The sequence below is a fragment of the Rhodococcus sp. ARC_M6 genome (genome assembly GCF_022810305.1).
Taxonomy (GTDB): Bacteria; Actinomycetota; Actinomycetes; order Mycobacteriales; family Mycobacteriaceae; genus Rhodococcus_F.
The window spans coordinates 1-24,500 of the sequence record NZ_JALGQH010000002.1; the positions used below are offsets into that span (position 1 = coordinate 1).

Here is a 24,500-nt window from a genome sequence, read left to right on the forward strand (position 1 = left end):
ATGTGGAATCCGGCAGCATCCCGACTGCACACGGGTCGACCGGTCATATTCGGATACTGATTCGGGCCGTGAAAACATGATCGGCGAACCGCTCAGGCCGGCAGCGGCCTCTCATGCAAGATTGAGGCTAACAGCGACTAGTACAGCACTGACCAGCGTGAGCAGGGTCCGCATGTAGGGCCTTTCAAGAGTTCCGACAATTGTCAGATTGAGGCACAATGACCTTTTTGCCCGACGGTGCTAGACAATAACTGCATTTTGGACATCCGTCCATCTTTTCGTGAATCTTGCTTGAAACGCCGACTGATAGCCACAATTGGACGGCCCGGATCGACCCGGCGGCGGCGACTTCGACTCCCCTCTGATCTGGATTCGCAAGCACCAATTACGCCCAGCGGTTGCCCGTACGTTCTCAGTACCAGTCGCGACGGCAGGTTCGGCGGCATTGCCACCGACTTAACCTTGCCGCGGGCCGCAGGCAAGCACACGATTCTTCTCAAAGTCGTTGCATCCCTGATGGTTACACCACAATGCACGACACAGTGGCGATTGTCGTCGCATCGGAGGCGAATACTGGCGACGGCACCGCCACCCATACCGCCGAGGTCCCTCATCGAGTGAATCCGAAGGCACCGCGGCGACCGAACGGTCACTCGGTGGCGGTCGGCGATGGATCTGTTCTAGGCTTCGCAGCCCCGATCCAGGTATTCAGCCTGAACTACTATTGCGAGGTCGCCGAGAATTCGCACGATGTCGCCGACGACCTCTGCTCCGCAGGATCCGAGAATCATTGTTGCGCAAGAAGATCATTGCCCACAATTGGAAGAAAATGGCAAAAAACTGGCTGCGAACTGCACAAAATCAATAGTCGCCTGAAGCCGTTCCTTCAACTAGCGGTCTAGTCTGGACTCAGCGCAATGAGGCTATGCACTACGTCACAACCGAGGAGCAGCCCGTGGTATACGACAAAGCTCTCGTAGAACGCATCCGCGACGCTCTCGAGCACGAGACCGGCGTCAGTGAGGTCAAGATGTTCGGTGGCCTGAGTTTCATGGTCGACGGGCAGTTGGCGGTCAGCGCAAATTCACACGGAAACCTCATGGTCCGATGCGAGCCGGACCACGTGGACGAACTGCTGACACACAAAGGCGCACATTGGGCCGAAATGCGGGGAAAGCCGATGAGCAAAGGTTGGCTGGAAGTTGATCGAACCGGCACAAGTTCCGGTAACGAGTTCGACGCTTGGATCCAAGAAGCACTGAACTTCGCTCGATGACACCGGACTCGACAAATCAAAAATCGCGGGTTCGGAGTGCGTGAATATCGATGCGGCTCAGCGGATATTGCCAATTTGATCAAAACCAGCGGGGCGGACTTTAGAATCCGAAATACGCTCGAGAGAAGCTCGACAGCGGCGTAAGAAATGGATGGTCCACCGAGTGACATACTCACCGAATCGACCGAATGAACAATATGCCGTCAGAAGTCCGCTGGAACTCCCCTCGACAATGCCCAACAATTTCCGGCCGAATCTGATCGTTTCGATTTGGGCCTGTACGGGCATCATCTTCGGAAGCGTCGGGCCATGGATGACGAGCCACACGTCAAGCCGGACCGGCGTTGACGAATGTGGCTCGATCACCCTCATCCTCGGCATCTGTGCGTCAATTGCTCTGCTTACACATCTTTTCCGCGGCATCACTCCGGAAGTGAAGAATCACTGGGTAGGCCCCGTGGCTGGGATCGCTGTATTGATCGTCGCCGGGGCCAACGCTGCGACCATCCTTCAGCGGGGCATCGACATCGCCGGAATGACTGTCGTCCCGTCAATTGGATGGGGACTTTGGCTGGTAGGCGCCTCGGCGATCGTTCTGTGCGTCTCGTCATCGACTGTTGCACAACTCATCCGAGCGCAGGCAACCGACTAACCGATCAGCAGCAAGACGAGCCGGTGGGCGCACTCGCATCGTTTTCGGTAGCGACGTTTTCGGTGGTAACACAGCATGCGTCACCGGAGGCCACGACGTCGAGGTGTACCGGGCTGGAACCAAAGGTCTCGGAGTCAGCCAAAACCGTGTAGACCTCCCACTTTTCCCCGGCCGGCCCCGTGACCCACACCTTGTCCTGCGTCGCGAAGCAGCAGGTCGTACCGATTTCCTCGTCGGTGAACAGACCTTCCTCGGTCAGCCGGGCGATCTCTCGGTGTACAGTTTCGCTGGATTCCACCTCGACTCCGAGATGGTTGATGGTCCCGCCGGTTCCAGGGTTCTCGAGAAGTACCAGCTTGAGTGGCGGCTCGGCGATCACGAAGTTCGCGTATCCCGGCTTAAGTTTCGCCGGTTGGGTGTTGAAAAGTTTCGAGTAGAACGTGACGGCCTGATCAAGGTCGTCGACATTGAGGGCAAGTTGAACGCGGGACATGGGGACCTCCACCTGTGTGACATATGTCGAATTACCCATTCAGTATGCGCCACCTTTTTGACGTATGTCAAGGAGGTGGAGCATGATGGGACACATGCCCAAGGCCCTGCCCGTCATCGACACAACCGCACCGATCTGCTGCTCCCCCGTAGCCGCCGGACTGATCTCCGATGACGCCGCATTGCAGGTGGCCGTCCGACTCAAGGCACTCGCAGACCCAGCACGCATCAAGCTGATGTCGATATTGCTGACACATTCCGACGGCGAAGTCTGTACCTGCGACCTCGCCGAAAGCGTAGGACTGAGCGAATCGACAGTCAGTCATCATTTGGGTCAGCTGAAAAAGGCGGGCATGGTGATCGCCGACAGGCGGGGAATGAACGTCTACTACCGAGCGCGCCCCGACGCCTTGGAAGCGCTCCGCCTGGTACTGGATCCCAACTGCTGCAACTGATTCAAGATATTGACGGCGAACCTAGCTACGGCGCCACCCACCCCCGATCGACAGAGGAAACCTTGCCGAAAGGAAGCCTCGCCGATCCGCCATGCCGGCGCCGCAGCAGTGAATACCGGAATCAAGATTCCGGTTAGGCTGCTATTCTCCCTGAAGCGGAACTTCGATTCCGCTTTGCTGGAGGAGCAACTTCATGAACGAGACACCGCCCCAAAAGAATGCAGCCGTTCCCTACCAACTCACGTATCTGGTACTCGCGCTTGCCATCACGGCCTACTCGTTGTTGCAGTCATTGGTCGCACCGGTACTGCCGCTGCTAGAGCAAGACCTGCATACCGACCGAAACACCGTGACCTGGATCCTGACGGCATACTTGCTGGCCGCGGCCGTCGCCACCCCGATCCTCGGTCGCATCGGTGACATGATCGGAAAGAAGAAGGTGCTGACCGCAGTACTGGCCATCGCCTGCATCGGGTCGATTCTCGGGGCATTGGCATCGTCGATCACCCTCATGATCGTGGCCCGAGCAATTCAAGGAATCGCGGGCGGCGTCATCCCCTTGGCGTTCGGGATCGTCCGCGACGAATTCCCGCGAGACAAAGTGACCGGAGCGGTGGGCGTCATCTCTGCATTGATCGGCGTCGGCGGCGGTCTGGGTTTGTTACTGGGCGGCCCGATCGTCGACAGGCTCAACGCGCACTGGCTGTTCTGGATTCCCGCTATCGCCATCGCTGTCGCCGCAATCGCGACACACCTGATCGTTCCCGAGTCCCCGGCACGAACTTCCGGCCGTGTGAGTTGGATTGCGGCCGTACTACTCTCGTCCTGGTTGATTGCCCTGCTCGTCGCAATCAGTGAGGCCCCCAAGTGGGGTTGGGCGTCGAGTTCAGTTCTCGGCTTGCTCGTGGCAGCTGCCATTCTTGCAGCGCTGTGGATGAGGTGTGAACTACGCAGTGACAGTCCACTGATCGACATGGCAATGATGCGCATCCCCGCAGTGTGGACGACCAACCTGGCGGCATTGCTGATCGGCATCGCAATGTACTCGATCTTCGCCTTTGTACCGGCCTTCCTGCAAGGAACACCGGAAGCCGGCTACGGTTTCAATTCGTCGATCACCGAATCCGGCTTGATCGTGTTACCACTGTCCGTGGCATTTCTTCTTGCCGGCATCGGTTCCGGCCCCCTGGCGCATCGTTTCGGAGCGAAGGTAGTCCTGGTTGGCAGTTCGGTTGTCGCAAGCGCATCTCTGCTGATCTTGGCATTCGCACACTCGGCGATCTGGCAGGTGATGCTGTCGATGCTCCTGATGGGAGCAGGTTTCGGCCTCGCCTTCTCCTCGATGTCAGGCATCATCGTGCACGCAGTTCCCTCACACCAGACGGGTTCGGCCAGCGGCACCAACGCGAACATTCGCACGATCGGCGGTGCGATCGGCTCGGCGATGATGGCCAGCATCGTGACCGCACACCTACTTCCCGACGGACTTCCCACTGAATCCGGCTACACCACCGGGTTTGCCATCCTCGCAATCGCCAGTGCCATCGGCGCCGCCGCGGCACTACTCATCCCGAGCAAGCCCACACCCATCACGATTCCCTCTGACATACAACTCACAGATACACCGAACACCGCTACTATTTCGAACTGACATGGCGACACAGAAGACTACAAGTGACAAACCGCTCCGCAGTGACAAACCGCTCCGCAAGGACAAACCGCTCCGCAGTGACAAACCGCTCCGCAAAGACGCGGCAGAAAACCGCCGACGGATCCTGGATGCCGCGGCTCAGGTGTTCTTCGCCTCCGGCCTCGACGCTGCTGTTGAAGAAGTTGCCCGCGTTGCCGGTGTCGGCGTCGGCACATTGTATCGACGGTTCCCCAGCAAGCAGGCCCTGATCGATGAATTGGTCGGCGAGATGAGGCTGGGTTTGGCTGCTGCAGCTCGCGAGGCGACGAGTCGAGACGACGGGTCCGGACTCGAAGCACTGGTGCTCGAAACCGGAAAACTCCAGTCGGTGCAGTGGGCGTGTCTGCCGCAGTTGTGGGATCACTCGAATGCAGAACCGGATGCCCTCGAAGAGTTTCGCACCCGCACCGCCGAGCTTCTCGAGAACGCACAACAGTGTGGTCGCATCCGACGCGATATCACTCCCACCGATATCAGCATGTTGTTCTGGGCGCTGCGAGGTATCAGTGAGACATCGCATTCCATTGCACCCGAAGCCTGGCGGCGTCACCTGGAGATCGTGTTCGCCGGCATGCGGCCGGTGGCCGACGGACCCTTTTCGACGCCATTGCAGGTGAAGGCGCTCTCTGCCACGCAAGTTCGCACGATCAACCGGTAGGTCGTCAGCCGCTTTGATCCTGAAGGATCTCACTCGGTGAGCGAACAATATCCTTCAGAATCACGAAAGGGCCTGCGCCCGGTGCAGCACCGGATTCAGGCCCTTTTCGAGTGTGGTTCCTAAGCAGTGCTACCCAGGCTCGCTGAGTCGAAGCTGCCGAGCCCGGTGCTACCGAGACCGCTGCTGCCGACGCCGCCCAAAGTGAGTGCGTTAGCGCTTCCCGCGTTGAAGAGCTGGAAAACTACGTTGATGACAACGGGGTCGCCGGTGAGCGGATTGATGAACACAGGGTGACCTGCTTTCTGTTTCGCGAGTAAATCGCATGTGAGCGTGTGGAACGGCGGTGAGTGTCAAGACCCGCCGAGACTGCTGAATTGAACACTTCCGGCACTGCCGAACGACACCACTGAGCCGTTGCCGAGGCCGAGTGCCTGGGAAAGAGAGCTGAAGTCGATTGCCAGGCTTCCCTGGAGGTACTGACCGTAGTTCACGTTAATTCCTGTCTGCGCCGCGGCGGGGTGATGCGAGCGGGTAGAGCGATCAGGGTGTGGGCGGCGTGGTGGTGCCGCCACCGCCGAAGAGATCCGTATTATCGGTGTACAGGAAGCTGCTGCCCGCGTTGAACAACTGCAAGACAGTGTTCACGACGACGGCCAATGCGCCTGTGGTTGGTGAGGAAATCATGTATTTGCTCCTGGTCTCAGCGGGGGCCCTGTCAAGGCCACCCCCCAAGTTGGGGGGCTAGAGCGGGGTCCCGTGCGAAGAATTCTGCACAGGACCCCGCGAGCAGTACTTAAGCTACGCCGCCACCGTCGACCGAGCCGGTGTTGCTGCTGCCAGCGTTGAATGCCTGGAGGATGGTGTTCAGGAAGGCACCGAAGACTGCGTTACCCTGGCCGTTGTTCATGTAGATCCCCTTTATTGTTACCGGTTTGTGCGGTGATTCGCACCACACTTTTATAGCCCGCTGGGGAGTGGGAAAGTGTGACGGAAGCACCAAGAGTGGAAAGTTACTAGTGAGTTATGTGAGGTTTCACAGTTTCACTGGACGAATGTCCACATCGGTGCTGGCGAAGGCCAGAGAGATCATTGCAGCACGCAGTTTGAGCAGCTCAGAGGGCAGAGTCGGGTCCAATCCGGTCAGGTGAGCAATGCGCTTAATGCGGTTGTCGACGGTGTTCGTATGCAGTCCCAGCGCCGATGCGGTGCGCTGTCTGTGCTGGTCGTTCGCCAGGTGCACCGACAGCGTCTGGAGCAGCTCCGGGTTGTTGTCGAGCGGTTTGAGCAGGTTGATCAGGCTGTCGCGGCCTGGGCCGCCCCGAGTCAGCTGATATTCCAGCGCGAGGTCCTCCATCCGATATGGACGGGCCGGCAGTCTCAGCCGTCGGACGAGGTTGGCCAACTCTCGGGTGGTGGCCTCGGCGGCCGAGATGTCCTCGAGCGCGGAGTTCTCACCGATAGCCGTGATCTCCACCCCGATCTCCTCCTTCGCCTGGCGGATTACCTCACACACCGATCCCCAGTGGGGCGTGCCCTCGATGAGCACCAGACCACGTTGCGGCGCGGGAGCCTCGAGCAGTGCCGCCCCGAAGTGGGCGGCAATCTTGGCTTGCACTGCAGCCAGGCCGCGGTAGGCCTGGATTCGATGGTGCGCACCGTCCTTGACTCCCGGACGAGGCCGCGGCAGGCTCACAAGTAGCCGCAGTACGAGATAGCTAGGCGTGAGCTCGATGCCCATCTGCAACGCGAGCTGAGTGGGATCGTTTCCGTCCAGCATCGCTTTGACGAGAGCGCCGGCCGAGTACTCCTCGAGCTCCACGCCGGCTGGCATAGCAGCCAGGTAGCTAACCGAGACGAATGAGTGAAGTCGCTGCGCGGCCGCGAACAGGAGGTGGTTGAGCTCCTCGAGATTTGCGGAATCCTCCTCCTCCGCCCGGCTCAGAATGAGGTTGCGGAAAGCGGTAACCCCCTCATCCATCAGAGCGAGAATTGCACTGAGTGGGACCCCTTTGCGCGCCTGCCGGACAGTCAGGGTGTAAATGCTGTCCAACTCGTCGTCGGTCGGGAGTTTCTTGTGGTCCATGAGCCGGATCGTCAGTTGCAGACCCTGCGCGGTCGCCGCGACCAAGTCCTCCTGCACAGATTCCATGCGGAAGGACTTGAAGATCGGATTCTCGCGGGAGAAGTGATTCACAAGTTCCGCCGCCAGCGGGACGAAGTCTCGGACAGCTGCGGAGGCTGGTTTACCTCCCAGCATGAGCGGCCCCAGGGCTTTCGGCAGAGCGGGGGTGTTCAAGAGCGCAGGTGTGTTCAGCAGAGCAGGGGACATTGCGGGCGGGCCTCCTCTAGACATGTACGTCGCGTGGCGCGATGGCCAACGGCTCGGCGCGTTACGGAGTGCGGAACCCGCTGCGGTGAACGAACTTGATGTCCCATTCGCCACTAACGTCCGCCGTGCCCGATTGCGCCAGGCGTTGTGATGTCTACCACATGAACGAGTGTCCAACTGTGAAATGGACCAATGAGTAATGGAACAAACTATCCCGATCGATCCCAGTGGAGTAGCGGTGGAATTACCCGGTGGATCGACAAAGCTGTCCGTCGTATCCGCATCACTGCGCGCCGGTAATCGTGGGTGGGTTGAACACCCGCGTGCCGACCTACCCGCTGTTACGCAACGCCGTCGCCAAACCGTTCATCGTCAACTGAATACCTCGCCGGACCTGGTCACCCTCGTCGCCCGATCGGTAGCGCCTGATCAACTCCACCTGCAGGTGATTGAGCGGTTCCAGGTACGGGAAGCGGTTGTGAACCGAACGTTCGAGACCAGAATTGTCGGCAAACAGGTCGTCGTATCCGGTAATCGACTTGTACATACGAATGGTGCGTTCATGCTCCTCGGTGACCATTCCGAAAACCCGTTCACGCAGTTCGACGTCCGGAACCAACTCGGCGTATCGAGCAGCTAGTCCCAGATCGGATTTCGACATCACCATCGCCATGTTGGACAGCACGGTACGGAAGAACGGCCATTGCTCGTACAAACGAGTGAGCGTCGCGAGGCGATTCGGATCGCCGTCGATCCATCGTTCGAAAGCCGCACCCGTGCCGTACCAACCGGGGAGCATGACGCGTGACTGGCTCCAGGACAGCACCCACGGAATCGCACGTAGGTCGGAGATCGCCTTGGTCTGCTTACGCGAAGCCGGTCGGCTTCCGATATTGAGGGCACCGATTTCGGCGACCGGCGTCGACGCCTCGAAGTACTGAACAAATCCTGGTGTGTCGTGGACCAATTCGCTGTACGCGGTACGAGCCAAGGCCGCCAGTTCGTCGAGGACCGCATAGGCGGCGTCCGCGCCGCTGCCGAGTCCTTCGACATCGAGCAGGGTTGATTCGAGAGTGGCCGCGATCAGAGTTTCGAGGTTGCGATGCGCCAATCGAGGTTCGGCATACTTGGCTGCAATCACCTCACCCTGCTCGGTGATGCGCAGCGAACCGGCAACAGCCCCGGGAGGCTGAGCGAGAATCGCTTCGTAGCTTGGTCCACCGCCGCGGCCGACGGTTCCACCGCGGCCGTGGAAGAGCCGCAACCGGATTCCGCTCTTTCGGGCGGCCTCGACCAAATCGAGTTCAGCGCGGTATAACGCCCAGTTGGCAGCGAGATATCCGCCGTCCTTGTTCGAGTCGGAATATCCGAGCATCACTTCCTGACTCTCGCCCCGCGAAGTGACGATGGCTCGGTAGATCGGAATATCGAGCGTGGCCAACAAGGTCGCGGCGCCGCCTTGCAAGTCCTCGATCGTCTCGAACAGCGGAACGATCCCGACGGGGCATGACGGTGCGCCTCCGACACCGGGGTCGAGCACGCCCACCTCTTTGAGCAGGACTGCAGCCTCGAGCATGTCGCTGACGGAGGTGCACATGCTGATGATGTAGTTGGGAATCGCGCCGGCGCCGAGCACTCGCACAGCATTCGCTCCGGCCGCCATGATCGCCAATTCCTTGGTGGTCAGTTCGGAGAACTGCGCATCCGGAGAAGTGAGCGGTCGCCTCGTGGTGAGCTCGGCGGACAGCAGTTCCACACGCTCCGCTTCGGAGAGCGACGTGTAGTCCGGATGGACGCCTGACCATGCGAGCAGCTCGGCGACAACGCTCTCGTGAACGTCGGAGTTCTGACGCATATCCAATCCGGAGAGGTGAAACCCGAACACTTCCACTGCTTCTCGGAGACGTTCGAGTCGATCATCGGCGATGGTCGCATCCCCGTTGCGGCGCAGCGACATATCGATGATCGCGAGATCGCGTTGGAGTTGCGCGGGTTCGGCGTAAGCCTCGAGTCCGTCATCGGACCCATGGTCCGGCAACTCCCCCAACACGGAAATGCCGGTGGCACTGAGCCGTCCCCGAATACCGCGAATTGCACGGCGGTAAGGCTCGTCAGCGCGGAAGGCGGAATCGTCACCCGACTTCGATGCCAGAAGATCCAATTCCGGAGTCACCGAGACAAGCCGAGCCGACATCGACAGTTCACGTTCGAGATGCTCGAGTTCAGCCAAGTGGTGCTGGATCGCGGTGGCCGCAGCCCGAGTAGTAGCGCGCTGGACGATCTCCCCCGTCACATACGGATTACCGTCTCTGTCACCGCCGATCCAAGAACCGGGACGTAAGATCGGCTCACGCAACAGATCAGCGTCAGGCCAGCGACCTCGAAGTGCTTTGCGCACTTCGGCATTGATCTTGGGAATGACCTCGAACAGGGCCGCGTCGTAGTAACGCAAACCCACTTCAATTTCGTCTTGAATACGCAGGCGCGAGAGTCGAATCAACGCAGTCTGCCACAGTGTGAGAATCTGCCGACGCAAATCCAGATCAACGTCGGCGGTTTCGTCGACGCTCAAGGCTGTGCGTTCACGAAACCGCATGAGTTCCGTAATACGGGACTGGGTCTCGAACACGGTCCGGCGCCTGGTCTCCGTCGGATGAGCAGTGATGACGGGTGACACCAACGCGCCGCGCAATGCATTTTCGACAGTCGCCGAATCGATATCTGCGCCGTCGAGCTTGGTGTAGGTGGCGGCAAGAGTGCTGTCACGCGGTGGCTCACCGGCGTTGATATGAATAGCGCGGCGACGCTCACGGTGGATGTCTTCGGCGAGATTGGCGAGCAACGCAAAGTGGCTGAACGCTCGAATGACCGGGATGGCATCTTCGGTGCCGATTCCGGCGAACAGCGATACCAATTCTGCGCGGTCAATTTCACTACGACGAACCCGGAACGATTCCACCCGGGCACGCTCGACGAGATCGAACACGGCATCACCGGCTTGCTCCCGAACAATTTGCCCCAGAATTCCTCCGAGAAGCCGAATGTCCTCGCGCAGTGGCTCAGTGGCTTCACGTGGTGTCTCACGCGGATGGTCTGTGCTCTGAGCGGCAAATTCGGTCATTGTTCAATTATCGGCCGAAACGCAGAACCCCGCTCGATGGCGGGGTTCTGCGTCAAAAACGTGATTCGGAAAGGAGGTCAGGCGAACTTGATCTCCAGGCCGATGCCGACGATCGAAATGAGCCAGATCAGGGCAGTGAAGACCGTCAACCGATCAAGGTTCTTCTCGACAACCGTCGATCCGGACAGGCTGGATTGGACACCTCCACCGAACAGGCTCGACAAACCGCCACCCTTAGCGCGATGCAGCAGCACCAGCAGAATAAGGAGCAAGCTGGTGACGACCAGCAGGATATCCAAGAACAGTTTCATGTCTGTCTACGTCCACCAATCCAATAGGGACAACTACAACCGATAACACCATACAGGCGCATGCAGCTAACCCGACCACATACCCGTCTCGGGCATGTTTCCACACCGTAAGTCCACCCACGTCACGATCGAAAATCTCGTTCGGTGGTACCGAACACATCACGAACCTTATCGCCCGCTAGTTTCGAGTTGACGCGACATTACCTCCGAAAGGCTAGTTTTGATGCTCCCCCACACCAGTACCCCGACGGCAACCGCGAGCGGCAACAGCACCCCTCGCCTCGAATCCATCCACAACTTCCGTGACGTCGCCGGACATGGGTATTCGACAGAGACTGGAAGCACACTGCGGCGTGGCGTTTTCTACCGCGCCAACGTCATCACACCAACGCCGGCGGACATGGCCGTGGTCGAGTCACTGGGATTGACCGCAATCTACGATGTGCGCTCCGAAGCCGAGGTCACCGAAACCCCGGATACCGTGCCCTCCGCCGCAACCTACACCAATATTCCGATCCTGCCGGGAACAATTCAAGACTCCGCGATCTCCATCCGAACCATCGATGCCGCACAGGATTTCATGCGGCTCCTTAATCGGAGTTTCATCACCGACGGCGTCACCCGGGCAGGGTTCGGTCAGTTATTGACCGCTCTCGCAACAACTCCGGGGCCTCAGCTCTTCCATTGCACTGCCGGGAAGGATCGCACCGGCTGGGCGTCGGCACTGTTGCAAACGCTCTCCGGTGTGCCGCGCGAAACCATCTTCGACGACTACCTCCTGACCAACACCTACTCCGGCGCCTATGTCGAGGCAACGGCAGAACGCATCGCAAAGACAGCCGTGATGGGACGGGCAGATGTGGTTCGCGTCATGCTCACTGTCGACGAAAGCTACCTGGGTGCGGCATTCGAGCAGGTCGAAGCGGATTACTCGTCGATCGAGAATTACCTGCACTCCGGACTGGGGCTCACGGCCGACACCATCGGAGCCCTCGAGACCAAGCTCGTCGGCTGAGTACACAAACGACCGAGTACGGAAAAGACTGTGGGCGCGTAACCGAAATGGTTACGCGCCCACAGTCTTTGACAATCAACTAGCTAGAGTTACCTCAGCTGGGCAGTGTCTCAGCTAGGCAGTGGCCCACCGGCTGCAATTGCAGACAGCGTGGCAAACTCGTCCGCCTTGAGCGAAGCACCGCCGACAAGAGCGCCGTCGACGTCGGCTTGGCCGACGATCTCTCCGACGTTCTTGGAGCTGACGCTACCGCCGTACAGGACGCGAACGCCGGCAGCGACCTCGGCGTCGGCAAGCTCGACGAGCGTTGCACGAACAGCCGCGCACACTTCCTGAGCGTCCGCAGCCGAAGCGACACGACCCGTGCCGATGGCCCAGACAGGCTCGTACGCGATGACGATCTTGGAGATCTCCTCCGCGCTCAAACCTGCCAAGGACCCCTTGAGCTGTTCCACGTTGTAAGCGACGTGATCGCCGGCTTCGCGGATCTCGAGGCCTTCACCGATGCACACGATCGGCGTGATGCCGTTCTTGAGCGCAGCCTTCGCCTTGGCGAGAACCAACTCGTTGGTCTCGCCATGCAGGGTGCGACGCTCCGAGTGCCCGACCACGACGTAGGTGCACCCGAGCTTGGCCAGCATGGAACCGCTGATCTCGCCGGTGAATGCGCCACTGTCCTGCGCCGAGACATCCTGCGCCCCGTAGGTGAGCAGAAGCTTGTCACCGTCGACCAGCGTCTGGATGCTACGGATGTCGGTGAACGGCGGGATAACCGTCACGTCGACCTTGTCGAAATACTTTGCAGGCAAGGCAAAAGCGATCTTCTGCACCAGAGCGATAGCCTCGAGGTGATTCAGATTCATCTTCCAGTTGCCGGCGATCAACGGCTTACGTGCCATGTCGGATCAGCCTTCCAGTACTGCGATGCCGGGAAGCTCTTTGCCCTCGAGGTATTCGAGGGAAGCGCCACCGCCGGTGGAAATGTGCGAGAAGCCTTCGTCCGGGATACCGAGCTGACGAACAGCCGCAGCTGAATCGCCGCCGCCGACAACACTGAACGCACCCTTGCTGGTTGCTTCCACGATGGCCTCGGCGACACCACGGGTGCCGGCCTCGAACTTCGGGAACTCGAACACGCCCATCGGACCGTTCCAGAACACCGTCTTGGCTCCGGTCAGGATCGCCGCGAAGCGCTTGACCGACTCGGGTCCGATATCGAGACCCATCCAACCGTCGGGAATCTCGTTGAACGGCACGATCTTCGACTCGGCATCAGCCGAGAAGGAGTCTGCGACAACAACATCCTGAGGGATGTGGATGACGTCCGCGTACCGGTCCAGGAGGTCCTTGCAGGTGTCGATCATGGATTCTTCGCAGAGCGAATTACCCACGGACAGACCCTGAGCCGCGAGGAACGTGTAGAACATTCCGCCGCCGATCACCAGCGTGTCGACCTTGGGCGCGAGCGCCTCGATGACAGCGAGCTTGTCCGAAACCTTGGATCCGCCCAGAACGACCGCGTACGGACGCTCCGCTTCCTGCGTGAGCTTGGCAAGTACCTCGACCTCGGCACCCACCAGGTAGCCCGCGTAGTGCGGAAGCAACTTCGCGACGTCGAAGACCGAAGCCTGCTTGCGGTGAACAACACCGAAGCCGTCGGACACGAATGCGCCGTCGTCGCCGACCAACTCGACCAAAGCCTTGGCGAGCTTGACGCGCTCGGCCTCGTCCTTGCTGGTCTCACGCGGATCGAAACGAATGTTCTCGAGCATCAGAACGTCACCGTCGGTGAGTCCCTCCGAACGAGCCAAAGCGTCCTGTCCCACAACGTCACCGGCGAGCTGCACATTGCGACCGAGAATCTCGGCCAGCTTGGCGGCTACGGGTGCGAGCGAGAACTTGGGATCGGGCTGACCGTCGGGCCGTCCGAGGTGCGCGGTCACGATGACCTTCGCGCCGGCCTCGGCAAGTGCCCGCAGGGTGGGCGCGGATGCAACGATGCGACCCGGGTCCGTGATTTCTCCGCCATCCAACGGGACGTTGAGGTCGGAACGCACCAGTACGGTGCGCCCCTCGACCCCAGCATCCAGCAGATCCTTCAGCGTCTGAACTGCCACTGTAATCGAAACTCCGCTCAGAGTGACTTGGCGACGAGGCCGATGAGGTCGGCCAGACGGTTGGAGTAGCCCCACTCGTTGTCGTACCAGGAAACGATCTTGACCTGGTCGTCGATGACCTTCGTCAGACCCGAGTCGAAGATCGACGAATGCGGATCGGTAACGATGTCCGAGGAGACGATGGGAGCGTCCGTGTACTTGAGGATGCCCTTGAGGGGACCCTCGGCTGCAGCCTTCATCGCAGCGTTGATCTCGTCGGCGGTAGCCGGCTTGCGCAGCTGTGCGGTGAGGTCGGTGACCGAACCCGTGGGGATCGGCACGCGCAGTGCGTAGCCGTCGAGCTTGCCCAGAAGCTGCGGGAGAACCAGGCCGATTGCCTTGGCTGCACCGGTGCCCGTGGGGACGATGTTCAGGGCAGCTGCACGGGCGCGACGGAGGTCGCTGTGCGGAGCATCCTGGAGGTTCTGATCCTGCGTGTACGCGTGGATCGTGGTCATCAGACCCTTGACGATACCGAACTCGTCATCGAGAACCTTGGCGATGGGGCCGAGGCAGTTGGTGGTGCACGAGGCGTTGGAGATGATGTTCTGGCTGCCGTCGTACTTGTCGTCGTTGACGCCCATGACGATGGTGATGTCTTCACCCTTGGCCGGAGCCGAGATGATGACCTTCTTCGCGCCGGCTTCGAGGTGACCCTTGGCCTTTGCAGCGTCGGTGAAGATGCCCGTGGACTCGACGACGACGTCGACGCCCAGCTCGCCCCAGGGAAGCTCGTTCAAGGGGCCGCGGTGCGCGAGTGCCTTGATGCGCTGATCGCCGACGACAATGGTGTCGTCGCCGTCGAGCGAAACGTCGTACGGCAAACGGCCGAGGATCGAGTCGTACTTGAGCAGGTGAGCGAGAGTCGCATTGTCGGTGAGGTCATTGACCGCGACGATCTCGATATCAGTGGTGCCCAGCGCCTTCTGCGCATCCACCGCCCTGAAGAAGTTACGTCCGATACGGCCGAAACCGTTAACGCCAACCCGGACAGTCACAATTCGCTCCTTAGAGGATGATTCTGGTGTGCAACTTGACCCACGCATGATCCGAGCTCGTGTGTGCACGACACGGACGTGGGGTTCATCGGTCGATGTGACTCTTACCCTAATGCGCGCGCCTCGAGCGCGCGCAGCCCACCCTGAAGAGGGGCAGGTGACGGGCTGGTCAGCCCTCTTCGAGCAGGTCCGAATTGACCGCGGATTCGGTATCGGGGATACCCGTCTCCTTCGCCTTTCGGTCTGCCATCGACAGCAACCTGCGGATCCGTCCGGCGACGGCATCCTTCGTCATCGGGGGGTCTGCCAGCTGACCCAGCTCCTCGAGTGACGCCTGCCGATGTTCGACGCGCAGAGCGCCCGCAGCGGCCAGATGATCGGGAACATCCGCACCGAGGATTTCCAGGGCCCGCTCGACGCGTGCGGCAGCAGCTACCGCCGCGCGGGCGGAGCGTCGCAGGTTTGCGTCGTCGAAGTTGGCAAGGCGGTTGGCTGTGGCACGCACTTCGCGGCGCATCCGACGCTCTTCCCAGACCAGTCGGGTGTCCTGAGCACCCATCCTCGTGAGGAGGTCGCCGATGGCCTCGCCGTCCCGGATGACGACGCGATCGGTTCCGCGTACTTCGCGGGCCTTTGCGGAGATTCCGAGGCGACGAGCTGCACCGACCAAGGCGAGTGCAGCTTCGGGTCCGGGGCAACTGACCTCGAGCGCCGACGAACGGCCGGGCTCGGTCAGAGAGCCGTGGGCGAGGAACGCACCGCGCCACGCTGCTTCGGCGTCGCCTACGCTGCCGCCGACAACCTGCGCGGGCAGTCCGCGAACGGGTCGTCCCCGCAGATCGAGGAGTCCCGTCTGACGTGCGAGCGCCTCGCCTTCCTTGGCGACGCGCACGATGTAGCGGGCGGACTTCCGCAAACCGCCGGCACTGAGCACGTGAACGTCCGCGCTGTAAGTGAACAGGTCGAAAATCTCACGGCGAAGCCGACGCGCTGTGGAACCCAGATCGACCTCCGCCTCGACGACGACGCGCCCACCGACAATGTGGAGCCCACCGGCAAATCGGAGCAGTGCGGAGACCTCAGCCTTGCGGCAGCTGACCTGAGTCACCACTAACCGGCTCAGTTCGTCCTTGACCTCCGCTGTCATTGCCACGAAGTGTTCTCCCTCTGTTCTGCTGCTGAATGGTCTGTGGACTCCCCGTTCGGGGAGTCGAGTTTGCCTACGCACCCGGCCAGTTCGGCCAGGACCTCCGCGAGCCGCACCGGATCGTGTACGTGCGCTGACCCGGCTGCGGGGTCTGCGACTTCGGCGTAAACGACCTCGGCGCGGAATTGATTGGCTGCGCGAGCCAGATGTTCACGCTCGCGGCCCGCCGGTACCGAAGCAGAATCGACAACTACGTAGTCGACCCGGAAATCGGGCACATGCTGGGAGAGTACGTGCAGGTGACGCTCGGCGGAGAATCCGGCGGTCTCCCCCGGTTCCGGCGCGAGGTTGAGCACGAGCACTTTCCGCGCTGCGGTAGCCGAGAGGGCTTCCACCAGTTCGGGGACAAGCACGTGGGGAATGACACTCGAAAACCACGAACCGGGACCGAGCACCACAAGGTCGGCTTTCCCGATCGCGGTCACAGCTTCGGGGCTGGCAGGCGGACTCGCCGGCAACAGGCGTACGCGTCGTACCTTGCCCGGCGTAGTCGCAACGGCCACCTGACCCCGGATGCACCGACTGACGCGCGGATCCTCTTCCAGACCTTGGACGTCGGCTTCGATCTCGAGCGCGATCGGCGACATCGGAAGTACGCGCCCGCGCACACGCAACAGCCTCGCCATCTCGTCGAGGGCGAGGACAGGATCCCCGAGCACCTCGGTCAGACCGGCGAGAATCAAGTTGCCCACCGAGTGACCGGCCAGCGCACCGACACCGCCGAAGCGGTGCTGAATGGTACGAGTCCAGTCTCTGACCTCGGGTTCGTCGGCAGCCAACGCTGCGAGCGCCATCCGGAGATCCCCCGGCGGAATCACACCCAATTCGGCTCGTAATCGGCCCGAGGATCCGCCGTCGTCGGCGACGGTGACCACGGCTGTCACGTCGGAGGTAAGCCTGCGGACAGCTTGAAGCGTCGCGAACAATCCATGCCCGCCGCCGAGGGCGACTACCGCCGGTTCGCTGCGACTCTGCGATACAGATTCGGTCATTCGCGGCCCAGATCTCGGTGCACGATGCTGACCGCGAGGTCGTCCTCACGCCCCAACTTGTGGGCAAGAGCTTCGGTCATAGCCACACTTCGGTGCTTTCCACCGGTGCAGCCCACAGCAATTGTCATGTAGCGCTTTCCTTCTCGACGATATCCGGCAATCGTCAGCTCGAGCAGATGCAAGTAGGTATCGAGGTAGTCTTCGGCGCCGTCCTGGGAGAGGACGTAGTCGCGGACGTCGGCATCTTGGCCCGTGTGATCACGAAGTTCCGGAATCCAGTGCGGATTCGGCAGAAAACGAACGTCGCACACCAGATTCACGTCGACCGGTAAACCGTATTTGAACCCGAACGATTCAACTGTGACCTGCATGGTTCGATTGCCGGCGTTACCGAAAGCCGTCTCGATCTTCTGCCTCAACTGGTGCGCTTTGAGCGATGACGTGTCGATCACCAGATCAGCAGCAGCCTTGACCACTGCCAACTGCCGACGCTCCGCAGCAATGCCCTCCGACAATGTGCCGTCGCTGCTCTCGTTCTGCAGTGGATGACTACGACGAACGTGCTCGAACCTCCGGATCAAGACGTCGTCCGACGCCTCCAGATACAGGACGCGAGTGTGAATCGGTTCGGCTTCCAACTGGGTGAGAACCGAGCCCAGATCTCCGGTGAAAAGTCGGCTACGCACGTCGAGTACCACAGCGAGGCGATCGACCGGCGGATCCGAAGTGAGGCTCAGTCCGACCATCCGCGAAATCAATTCCGGCGGCAGGTTGTCCGCGACATACCAGCCGAGATCCTCGAGGACCTTGGCCGCCGTACTGAGCCCGGCGCCCGAAAGCCCGGTCACCAGAAGAACGTCCATGGTCCGACTGTCGTTTGCGCTGTCTGTGATCACTCGGCACTCTGCCCTGTCGTCGGCCTGGATGATTCGCTCGACGCAGAATCCGGTACGTGCCGGACCGACTGATCCGACATTACGAACTCTACGGCCTGTTTATCATCCCCTACCGAGCCGGACTGTGCGACGGCTTCAGAGTCTGCCGGTGTGGAATCGGGGGTCGTGGAATCGGAACCCAATGCGCCCCGGACCGCGCGTGCGGTGGTCGCGCCGATGCCGGGGACCTCCATGATCTCCTCGACTGTGGCCGTCTTCAGATTCGCGACGGATCCGAAATGTGTCACCAGGGCCGTACGCCGTGTCTCCCCCAGCCCCTTCACAGCGTCGAGCACCGACGCCGTCATCCGCCGTGAACGCTTACTCCGGTGGAAAGTGATGGCAAAGCGGTGCGCTTCGTCGCGGATCCGCTGCAGCAAGTACAGCGATTCACTGGTGCGCGGCAAGATCACCGGATCTTCCTCGCCCGGTACCCAGACTTCTTCGAGCCGCTTGGCCAGGCCGACAACTGCGACGTCGGTGACTCCGAGTTCGTCGAGGACCGCCGACGCTGCGTTCACCTGAGGTGAGCCGCCGTCAACGACAAAAAGGTTGGGCGGATAGGCGAAGCGCCGTGGCCGGCCTGTTTGTGGGTCGAGTGCCGCTTCGGGCGCAAAATCGCCGCCGTCAGCATCCATACCGGCGGCGGAGTTCGCCAGAATCCCCAGGTCGCGGTTGTGCCGCAGGAAGCGGCGACGCGTGATCTCGGCGATGCTGGCGACGTCGTCGGAATGTCCGTCGCCGGCAGCCTCACGGATCGCATAGTGCCGGTAGTCGGATTTGCGCGGCAGGCCGTCTTCGAAGACGACGAGCGACGCGACCACGTCCGTTCCCTGTACGTGGCTGATGTCGACACACTCGATGCGCAGGGGCGCGGAATCCAGATCGAGGGCTTCCTGGATTCCCTGCAACGCTGCCGACCGGGATGTGAAGTCGCCCGCACGCTTGAGTTTATGTTGCGCCAGAGCCTCTTTCGCGTTGCGCTGGACGGTCTCGGCAAGATCCTTCTTGTCGCCGCGCTGGGGAACCCGCAATTGCACTTGCGAACCCCGGAGTCCACTGAGCCACGTCTGGAGCTCGGCGGCGTTGGGCGGAAGAACCGGGACGAGTACCTCTTTCGGTACCGCACTGAGCCGGACCTCGGGATCAGAACCTGGTTCGAGTGCTGCCTGCTCGCCGTAGAACTGGGTCAGGAACTGCTCGACCAGGATCGGGAGGTCGGACTCGGCATCGAGAGCCGCCCAGTCGATAGCGTCGCCGGCCTTCTCCACGACCCAGCCGCGTTGACCGCGCACACGTCCGCCGCGCACATGGAACACCTGAACAGCAGCCTCGAGGTCGTCGGTCGCAAACGCGACCAGGTCGGCGTCGGTTCCGTCGCCGAGCACCACAGCCTGCTTCTCGAGCGCCTTACGCAAGGCCCCGATGTCGTCACGCAAGCGAGCTGCAGTCTCGAAATCGAGTTCCTCGGATGCCTGCTGCATCTTCTTCTCGAGGTCTCGGACCAACTTGTCGGTGCGGCCGGCCAAGAAATCGCAGAAGTCCTCGACGATCTGACGGTGTTCCTCGGGACTGACCCGTCCGACGCACGGCGCCGAGCATTTGTCGATATATCCGAGCAAGCAGGGGCGGCCGATCTGGCTGTGGCGCTTGAACACTCCGGTGGAACATGTCCGGGCCGGAAAGACGCGTAGCAGCAGGTCGAGTGTTTCCCGGATCGCCCAGGCATGTGAATACGGGCCGAAATACCGGACACCTTTGCGCCGCGGACCGCGGTAGACGAACAACCGCGGGAACTCTTCATTGAGCGTGACGGCCAGAACCGGATACGTTTTGTCGTCCCGATAGCGGACGTTGAACCGCGGATCGAATTCCTTGATCCAGTTGTATTCGAGTTGCAGCGCTTCGACTTCGGTACTGACAACCGTCCACTCGACGCTGCCGGCGGTGGTCACCATCTGCCGGGTCCGAGGATGAAGTGTGGTGACGTCCGCGAAGTACGAGTTCAGACGCGAACGGAGACTCTTGGCCTTGCCCACATAGATGACCCGACCATGCGGATCACGAAATTTGTACACTCCAGGCGCCGCCGGAATAGTTCCGGTAGCGGGGCGGTAAGTCGAAGGATCCGGCACAGTTCCACGTTAGCCGTCGCCACCGACCGATTCGGAAACCGCACTGCTGTGCGCCCCGAATCGGCCGTGGCGTACGTCAGTTTTTCCGGTTCGCAGCGGGCGCGTATCGCTCGGCAATTTCGCGAAACTTCACCACTGCGTCGACGGCGCGCTCACCATCGTTGGACTGGATTGCCATCACCGGCATGTACTCGTCGTCGGGCAATTCGACGCGAGCCCAAGCCGCGCCGTCGGGGAAGGACAATCCTTCGAACAGATCCCAGTCGACTATCTTCTCGCCCAGAATGTTGCGCACCGCGACGCCACGCTTGCCTACTCGCACACGAGGTCTGGTGAGCAACAACACACCGCCGGCCAGCGCGCATCCGATGGTGGCCATCGCGATCTGATCGGCGGCACGGAAGTACACGCCAGTCTCTCCATGGTGCAGCGACAGTGCCAGGCCGACGTGAACGATGACCAGGAGAACTGCGACTCCGATCGCGTACCGCGCCGACTTGTGCGACTTTGCGACAAGTTCCCAGTTGTCGTCAGGTGTACTCATCGAAACGAATCCTCGGTCCATGGCTGTCGGAGATGGCGCAGTGTGACTGCTGTGTCGAGAGCGGCGGCGCAAGCCTGCGCACCCTTGTCCTCGACACTACCGGGCAAACCGGACCGATCAAGGGCTTGCTGTTCGGTATCGGTGGTCAGAACACCGTTGCCGACGGGAGTGCTCTCGTCGAGCGATACCCGCGTCAAACCGGCAGTAACGGCGTCACAGACGTATTCGAAGTGCGGAGTACCACCGCGAATAACAACACCCAGTGCAACGACGGCGTCGTGCGTCCGCGCCAAAGCCTGTGCTACGACGGGCAATTCGATGGCACCGGCAACACGAACCAGAGTCACGTCCTTGATCTGAGCCTGCGCAGCCACGCGCTGAGCACCCGCGATCAAAGCCTCGGAGATGACCGGATGCCACTGGCCGGCGACGATTGCCAGCTTGAGGTCCTTGGCCTCGGAGATGGCGAGCGTCGGCTGTCCTTCGCCGCTCACACCGCACCGTCCTTCTGGCTCGCCTCGTACTCGTCGAGACCGATCAGGTCGTGACCCATCCGGTCACGCTTTGTACGCAGATACGTGAGATTCTCCGCATTTGCACGCAACGGCATCGGCACACGGTCCGTGATCTGAAGTCCGTAGCCGTCCAGGCCGACTCGCTTGGCCGGGTTGTTGGTGAGCAGACGCATCGAGGAGATACCCAGGTCGACGAGGATCTGCGCGCCGATTCCGTAGTCTCGAGCGTCGGCCGGTAGGCCGAGTTCGAGGTTGGCGTCGACGGTGTCGGATCCGGCGTCCTGCAACTGGTACGCCTGCAGCTTGTGCATCAGACCGATGCCGCGTCCCTCGTGTCCACGCATATACAGAACGACGCCGCGGCCTTCCTGCGCCACCATGTCCAGCGCAGCGTCGAGCTGAGGACCACAATCGCAGCGCAACGAACCGAAGACGTCGCCGGTCAGGCACTCGGAGTGCACGCGAACCAGTACGTCGCTGCCGTCGCTGTCGGGGCCCGCGAGATCGCCGCGCACCAACGCAACGTGCTCGACCTCGTCGTAAATGCTGGTGTAGCCGACAGCGGTGAATTCACCGTGACGCGTGGGGATGCGAGCCTGGGCAACCCGGACGACGTGCTTCTCGTGCTTACGACGCCACGAAATGAGATCTGCGATCGAGATGAGCGCCAGATTGTGTTCGTCGGCGAAGACTCGCAGCTCATCCGTCTGAGCCATGGCGCCTTCGTCCTTCTGGCTGACGATTTCGCAGATGACGCCGGCGGGGCGGAGGTCGGCCATGCGTGCCAGGTCGACAGCAGCTTCGGTGTGCCCGGGGCGACGGAGAACTCCGCCTTCCTTGGCGCGAAGCGGAACGACGTGTCCGGGACGTGTGAAATCGTTGGCGCCGGACTCCGGATCAGCCAGAAGACGCATGGTCGCTGCGCGATCGGACGCCGAGATGCCGGTACCGATGCCTTCGCGAGCGTCGACGGTCACCGTGTAAGCGGTGCCGTGCTTGTCCTGGTTGGTGGCGTACATCGGGGGCAGGCCCAGACGGTCGCAATCCTCGCCGTCCAGCGGAACACACAGGTAACCGGACGTGTAGCGAACCATGAACGCCACCAGTTCCGGAGTGGCTTTCTCGGCGGCGAAGATGAGGTCGCCCTCGTTCTCGCGATCCTCGTCGTCCACAACGACAACAGCTTTACCTGCAGCGATGTCAGCTACTGCGCGCTCGATACTGTCGAACCTTGTCACGTGCTCGCACTCCAAAGTCTTGACTTTTCACATCATCGAATACAACGAGTGCACCCGAGCGGGTGCACCCCAACCCTACGACCAATCGGACGGGTCCGATCAGGGGAGGTCCTACCGACCGGCGGCGTGCAACCGCTCGACGTACTTCGCGATCACGTCGACCTCGAGATTGACCGGTGTACCGACCGTCGCAGTGCCCAGCGTCGTCAACTCCAAAGTGGTCGGAATCAGCGAGATTTCGAAGTACTCGAAACCACGGTCGCCGCCCAACGCCGACACGGTGAGCGATACACCGTCGACCGTGATCGAACCCTTCTCCACGACATAGCGCGAGAGGGAGTCGGGCAACGAGATCCGCACGATCTCCCAGTTCTCGGACGGCGAACGCGAAATGACGTGACCCGTGCCGTCGACGTGGCCCTGCACGAGGTGCCCGCCGAGTCGACTGTTCAATGCTGCCGCGCGTTCGAGATTGACGCGACTGCCGACGCTCAGCTTCGACAGACTCGAGCGGTTCAACGTCTCTTGCATCACGTCGGCAGTGAAGGAACCGTCCGCCAGGACGTCCACGACAGTGAGGCACACACCGTTGACTGCGATCGAATCACCGTGACCCGCATCGGAAGTCACCAATGGTCCACGCACCGTGAAGCGTGCGGAATCCACCAAGTCTTCCTTTGCGACAACTTCGCCGAGTTCTTCCACAATTCCTGTGAACACGCTTTTCTACTCCTCGTTCCCCGGAGCAGAACTCTCCGGAACCAGACTCAACAAAATATCGGGACCGATCGTTACCGCGGACTCCAGACGGAACCGACGCGCGTCGGCAATGGTGTGTACTCCGGCGTCGACCAGTGCCGAAGCGCCGGCGCCCAGCAGGATCGGTGCGATGTACGCCTCGATGACGTCGACGTACCCGGCAGCGAGGAACGCGCCGGCCAGCCGCGGGCCACCTTCGAGCAATACGTCTGTGTACTCGCCGAGCGCTTCGACAACCTCGTCGATGTTGTCGGTGTTCAGCAACAGGGTGGGCGCAGCCTCGTCGAGAACGGCTGCTGTCGAAGGGATTTCACGCTTCCCGACTACCACTCGCACGGGCTGATGCGCAGCCAGCTCTCCGTTCGGTTGACGCGCCGTCAACCATGGATCGTCCGCAAGAACTGTGCCGGTTCCGACGATTATGGCATCGATCTGGGCGCGCTGCGCATGCACCCGGGCGCGTGCCGCCGGACCGGTGATCCACTGACTGGTCCCATCCTCGGCGGCGCTGCGACCGTCGAGACTGGCCGCGTACTTCCAGGTGATGTGCGGACGCCCGGTGCGCTGTTTGTGCAGCCACGCCCGCAGCGGGCCGGCTTCGGCCTCGGCCTCGCGCAATCCTGAGGTGACGGAGACTCCGGCACGCATGAGCGTCGCCGCTCCCCCGGAAGCCTCAGGATTGGGATCGCCGACGGCATAGACCACAGCTGAGATACCGGCGTCGATCAACGCCTGCGAGCAGGGCCCGGTCCGCCCCTGATGGTTGCAAGGTTCGAGGGTGACAACGGCGGTACCACCGCGCGCGGCAGTACCGGCTTCGGTCAAAGCCACGATTTCGGCATGCGGACCGCCGGGCGGCTGCGTCATCCCGACGCCCGCAATGGTCCCGTCGGCCGCCAGGATCACGGCACCTACCGGCGGATTGGGACTGGTGAAACCGCGTGCGGAATCTGCTGCGGCCAGAGCGATCTGCATCGCGGCGTCGAGGTCAGCACTCGACGCCTGCGCGCCTTTTGCCATGT

25 protein-coding genes are annotated in these 24,500 nt (G+C 61.3%); 6 read left to right on the forward strand and 19 right to left on the reverse strand.

Annotated features, from left to right (window positions below; translation table 11 throughout):
- Window positions 1-955: 955 nt before the first annotated feature.
- Together MTX36_RS02810 and MTX36_RS02815 are read left to right on the forward strand one after the other, a co-directional pair.
- Window positions 956-1,276, forward strand: a complete 321-nt coding sequence (locus MTX36_RS02810) for a TfoX/Sxy family protein (RefSeq protein WP_243618250.1) — start codon at window positions 956-958, stop codon at window positions 1,274-1,276.
- A 232-nt stretch (window positions 1,277-1,508) separates the two neighbouring features.
- Window positions 1,509-1,928, forward strand: a complete 420-nt coding sequence (locus tag MTX36_RS02815; protein WP_243618251.1) for a hypothetical protein — start codon at window positions 1,509-1,511, stop codon at window positions 1,926-1,928.
- Window positions 1,929-1,932: 4 nt separating this feature from the next.
- On the opposite strand, the gene MTX36_RS02820 is transcribed toward MTX36_RS02815, so the two are convergent.
- Complete coding sequence (locus tag MTX36_RS02820) at window positions 1,933-2,421, reverse strand: ArsI/CadI family heavy metal resistance metalloenzyme (protein WP_243618252.1); 489 nt, start codon at window positions 2,419-2,421, stop codon at window positions 1,933-1,935.
- Between the two features lie 94 nt (window positions 2,422-2,515).
- On the opposite strand from MTX36_RS02820, the gene MTX36_RS02825 reads away from it, so the two are divergent.
- The 3 genes from MTX36_RS02825 to MTX36_RS02835 all read left to right on the forward strand — a co-directional run bounded on the left by MTX36_RS02825 (window position 2,516) and on the right by MTX36_RS02835 (window position 5,223).
- The gene (locus MTX36_RS02825) at window positions 2,516-2,875 is read left to right on the forward strand and encodes an Rv2640c family ArsR-like transcriptional regulator (RefSeq protein ID WP_243618629.1); all 360 of its coding nucleotides are present in this window, start codon (window positions 2,516-2,518) and stop codon (window positions 2,873-2,875) included.
- Between the two features lie 193 nt (window positions 2,876-3,068).
- Window positions 3,069-4,526 carry an MFS transporter gene (locus MTX36_RS02830; protein ID WP_243618253.1) on the forward strand — a complete coding sequence of 486 codons (1,458 nt, stop codon included), beginning with the start codon at window positions 3,069-3,071 and terminating at the stop codon, window positions 4,524-4,526.
- A 1-nt stretch (window position 4,527) separates the two neighbouring features.
- Window positions 4,528-5,223 carry a TetR/AcrR family transcriptional regulator gene (locus MTX36_RS02835; RefSeq protein ID WP_243618254.1) on the forward strand — a complete coding sequence of 232 codons (696 nt, stop codon included), beginning with the start codon at window positions 4,528-4,530 and terminating at the stop codon, window positions 5,221-5,223.
- A gap of 119 nt (window positions 5,224-5,342) precedes the next feature.
- On the opposite strand, the gene MTX36_RS02840 is transcribed toward MTX36_RS02835, so the two are convergent.
- The 6 genes from MTX36_RS02840 to secG all read right to left on the reverse strand — a co-directional run bounded on the left by MTX36_RS02840 (window position 5,343) and on the right by secG (window position 10,984).
- Entirely contained in the window at window positions 5,343-5,510 is a 168-nt protein-coding gene (locus MTX36_RS02840) for a hypothetical protein (RefSeq protein WP_243618255.1), read from the reverse strand.
- Window positions 5,511-5,573: 63 nt separating this feature from the next.
- Window positions 5,574-5,714 (reverse strand): hypothetical protein, encoded by a 141-nt coding sequence (locus MTX36_RS02845; protein ID WP_243618256.1) that lies wholly within the window; start codon window positions 5,712-5,714, stop codon window positions 5,574-5,576.
- Between the two features lie 49 nt (window positions 5,715-5,763).
- Window positions 5,764-5,907: a hypothetical protein gene (locus MTX36_RS02850; protein ID WP_243618257.1), complete on the reverse strand. Its 144-nt coding sequence runs from the start codon at window positions 5,905-5,907 to the stop codon at window positions 5,764-5,766.
- Between the two features lie 349 nt (window positions 5,908-6,256).
- The gene (locus tag MTX36_RS02855; protein ID WP_243618258.1) at window positions 6,257-7,552 is read right to left on the reverse strand and encodes a CdaR family transcriptional regulator; all 1,296 of its coding nucleotides are present in this window, start codon (window positions 7,550-7,552) and stop codon (window positions 6,257-6,259) included.
- A 331-nt stretch (window positions 7,553-7,883) separates the two neighbouring features.
- Window positions 7,884-10,673 carry a phosphoenolpyruvate carboxylase gene (gene ppc / locus MTX36_RS02860; RefSeq protein WP_243618259.1) on the reverse strand — a complete coding sequence of 930 codons (2,790 nt, stop codon included), beginning with the start codon at window positions 10,671-10,673 and terminating at the stop codon, window positions 7,884-7,886.
- A gap of 77 nt (window positions 10,674-10,750) precedes the next feature.
- The gene (gene secG / locus MTX36_RS02865) at window positions 10,751-10,984 is read right to left on the reverse strand and encodes a preprotein translocase subunit SecG (protein WP_243618260.1); all 234 of its coding nucleotides are present in this window, start codon (window positions 10,982-10,984) and stop codon (window positions 10,751-10,753) included.
- Between the two features lie 223 nt (window positions 10,985-11,207).
- Between secG and MTX36_RS02870 the strand changes: the two genes are divergently transcribed.
- A complete protein-coding gene (locus MTX36_RS02870) occupies window positions 11,208-11,999 on the forward strand; it encodes a tyrosine-protein phosphatase (RefSeq protein WP_243618261.1) in 792 nt (263 codons plus the stop codon).
- 110 nt (window positions 12,000-12,109) lie between these two features.
- Here MTX36_RS02870 and tpiA read toward each other — a convergent pair whose 3' ends face one another.
- The 12 genes from tpiA to ribD all read right to left on the reverse strand — a co-directional run bounded on the left by tpiA (window position 12,110) and on the right by ribD (window position 24,498).
- Window positions 12,110-12,898: a triose-phosphate isomerase gene (gene tpiA, locus MTX36_RS02875; protein WP_094272795.1), complete on the reverse strand. Its 789-nt coding sequence runs from the start codon at window positions 12,896-12,898 to the stop codon at window positions 12,110-12,112.
- Window positions 12,899-12,904: 6 nt separating this feature from the next.
- Complete coding sequence (gene pgk, locus MTX36_RS02880) at window positions 12,905-14,116, reverse strand: phosphoglycerate kinase (protein WP_243618262.1); 1,212 nt, start codon at window positions 14,114-14,116, stop codon at window positions 12,905-12,907.
- A gap of 17 nt (window positions 14,117-14,133) precedes the next feature.
- Entirely contained in the window at window positions 14,134-15,153 is a 1,020-nt protein-coding gene (gap, locus tag MTX36_RS02885) for a type I glyceraldehyde-3-phosphate dehydrogenase (RefSeq protein ID WP_094272793.1), read from the reverse strand.
- Between the two features lie 169 nt (window positions 15,154-15,322).
- The gene (gene whiA, locus MTX36_RS02890) at window positions 15,323-16,306 is read right to left on the reverse strand and encodes a DNA-binding protein WhiA (protein ID WP_243618263.1); all 984 of its coding nucleotides are present in this window, start codon (window positions 16,304-16,306) and stop codon (window positions 15,323-15,325) included.
- Window positions 16,297-17,352: a uridine diphosphate-N-acetylglucosamine-binding protein YvcK gene (gene yvcK / locus MTX36_RS02895; RefSeq protein ID WP_243618264.1), complete on the reverse strand. Its 1,056-nt coding sequence runs from the start codon at window positions 17,350-17,352 to the stop codon at window positions 16,297-16,299. The genes whiA and yvcK overlap by 10 nt, the downstream gene beginning before the upstream one ends.
- Complete coding sequence (gene rapZ / locus MTX36_RS02900; protein ID WP_243618265.1) at window positions 17,349-18,248, reverse strand: RNase adapter RapZ; 900 nt, start codon at window positions 18,246-18,248, stop codon at window positions 17,349-17,351. Before rapZ ends, yvcK begins: the two co-directional genes overlap by 4 nt.
- Complete coding sequence (gene uvrC / locus MTX36_RS02905; protein WP_243618266.1) at window positions 18,245-20,422, reverse strand: excinuclease ABC subunit UvrC; 2,178 nt, start codon at window positions 20,420-20,422, stop codon at window positions 18,245-18,247. Before uvrC ends, rapZ begins: the two co-directional genes overlap by 4 nt.
- Before the next feature lie 76 nt (window positions 20,423-20,498).
- On the reverse strand, window positions 20,499-20,966 hold the full coding sequence (locus MTX36_RS02910) for a PH domain-containing protein (protein WP_243618267.1): 468 nt from the start codon (window positions 20,964-20,966) through the stop codon (window positions 20,499-20,501).
- Window positions 20,963-21,460 carry a 6,7-dimethyl-8-ribityllumazine synthase gene (ribH, locus tag MTX36_RS02915; RefSeq protein ID WP_243618268.1) on the reverse strand — a complete coding sequence of 166 codons (498 nt, stop codon included), beginning with the start codon at window positions 21,458-21,460 and terminating at the stop codon, window positions 20,963-20,965. The genes MTX36_RS02910 and ribH overlap by 4 nt, the downstream gene beginning before the upstream one ends.
- Window positions 21,457-22,719, reverse strand: coding sequence for a bifunctional 3,4-dihydroxy-2-butanone-4-phosphate synthase/GTP cyclohydrolase II (locus MTX36_RS02920; RefSeq protein WP_243618269.1), 1,263 nt, complete (start codon window positions 22,717-22,719; stop codon window positions 21,457-21,459). Before MTX36_RS02920 ends, ribH begins: the two co-directional genes overlap by 4 nt.
- A gap of 111 nt (window positions 22,720-22,830) precedes the next feature.
- A complete protein-coding gene (locus MTX36_RS02925; RefSeq protein ID WP_243618270.1) occupies window positions 22,831-23,439 on the reverse strand; it encodes a riboflavin synthase in 609 nt (202 codons plus the stop codon).
- A gap of 6 nt (window positions 23,440-23,445) precedes the next feature.
- Window positions 23,446-24,498, reverse strand: coding sequence for a bifunctional diaminohydroxyphosphoribosylaminopyrimidine deaminase/5-amino-6-(5-phosphoribosylamino)uracil reductase RibD (ribD, locus tag MTX36_RS02930; RefSeq protein WP_243618271.1), 1,053 nt, complete (start codon window positions 24,496-24,498; stop codon window positions 23,446-23,448).
- Window positions 24,499-24,500 lie beyond the last annotated feature (2 nt).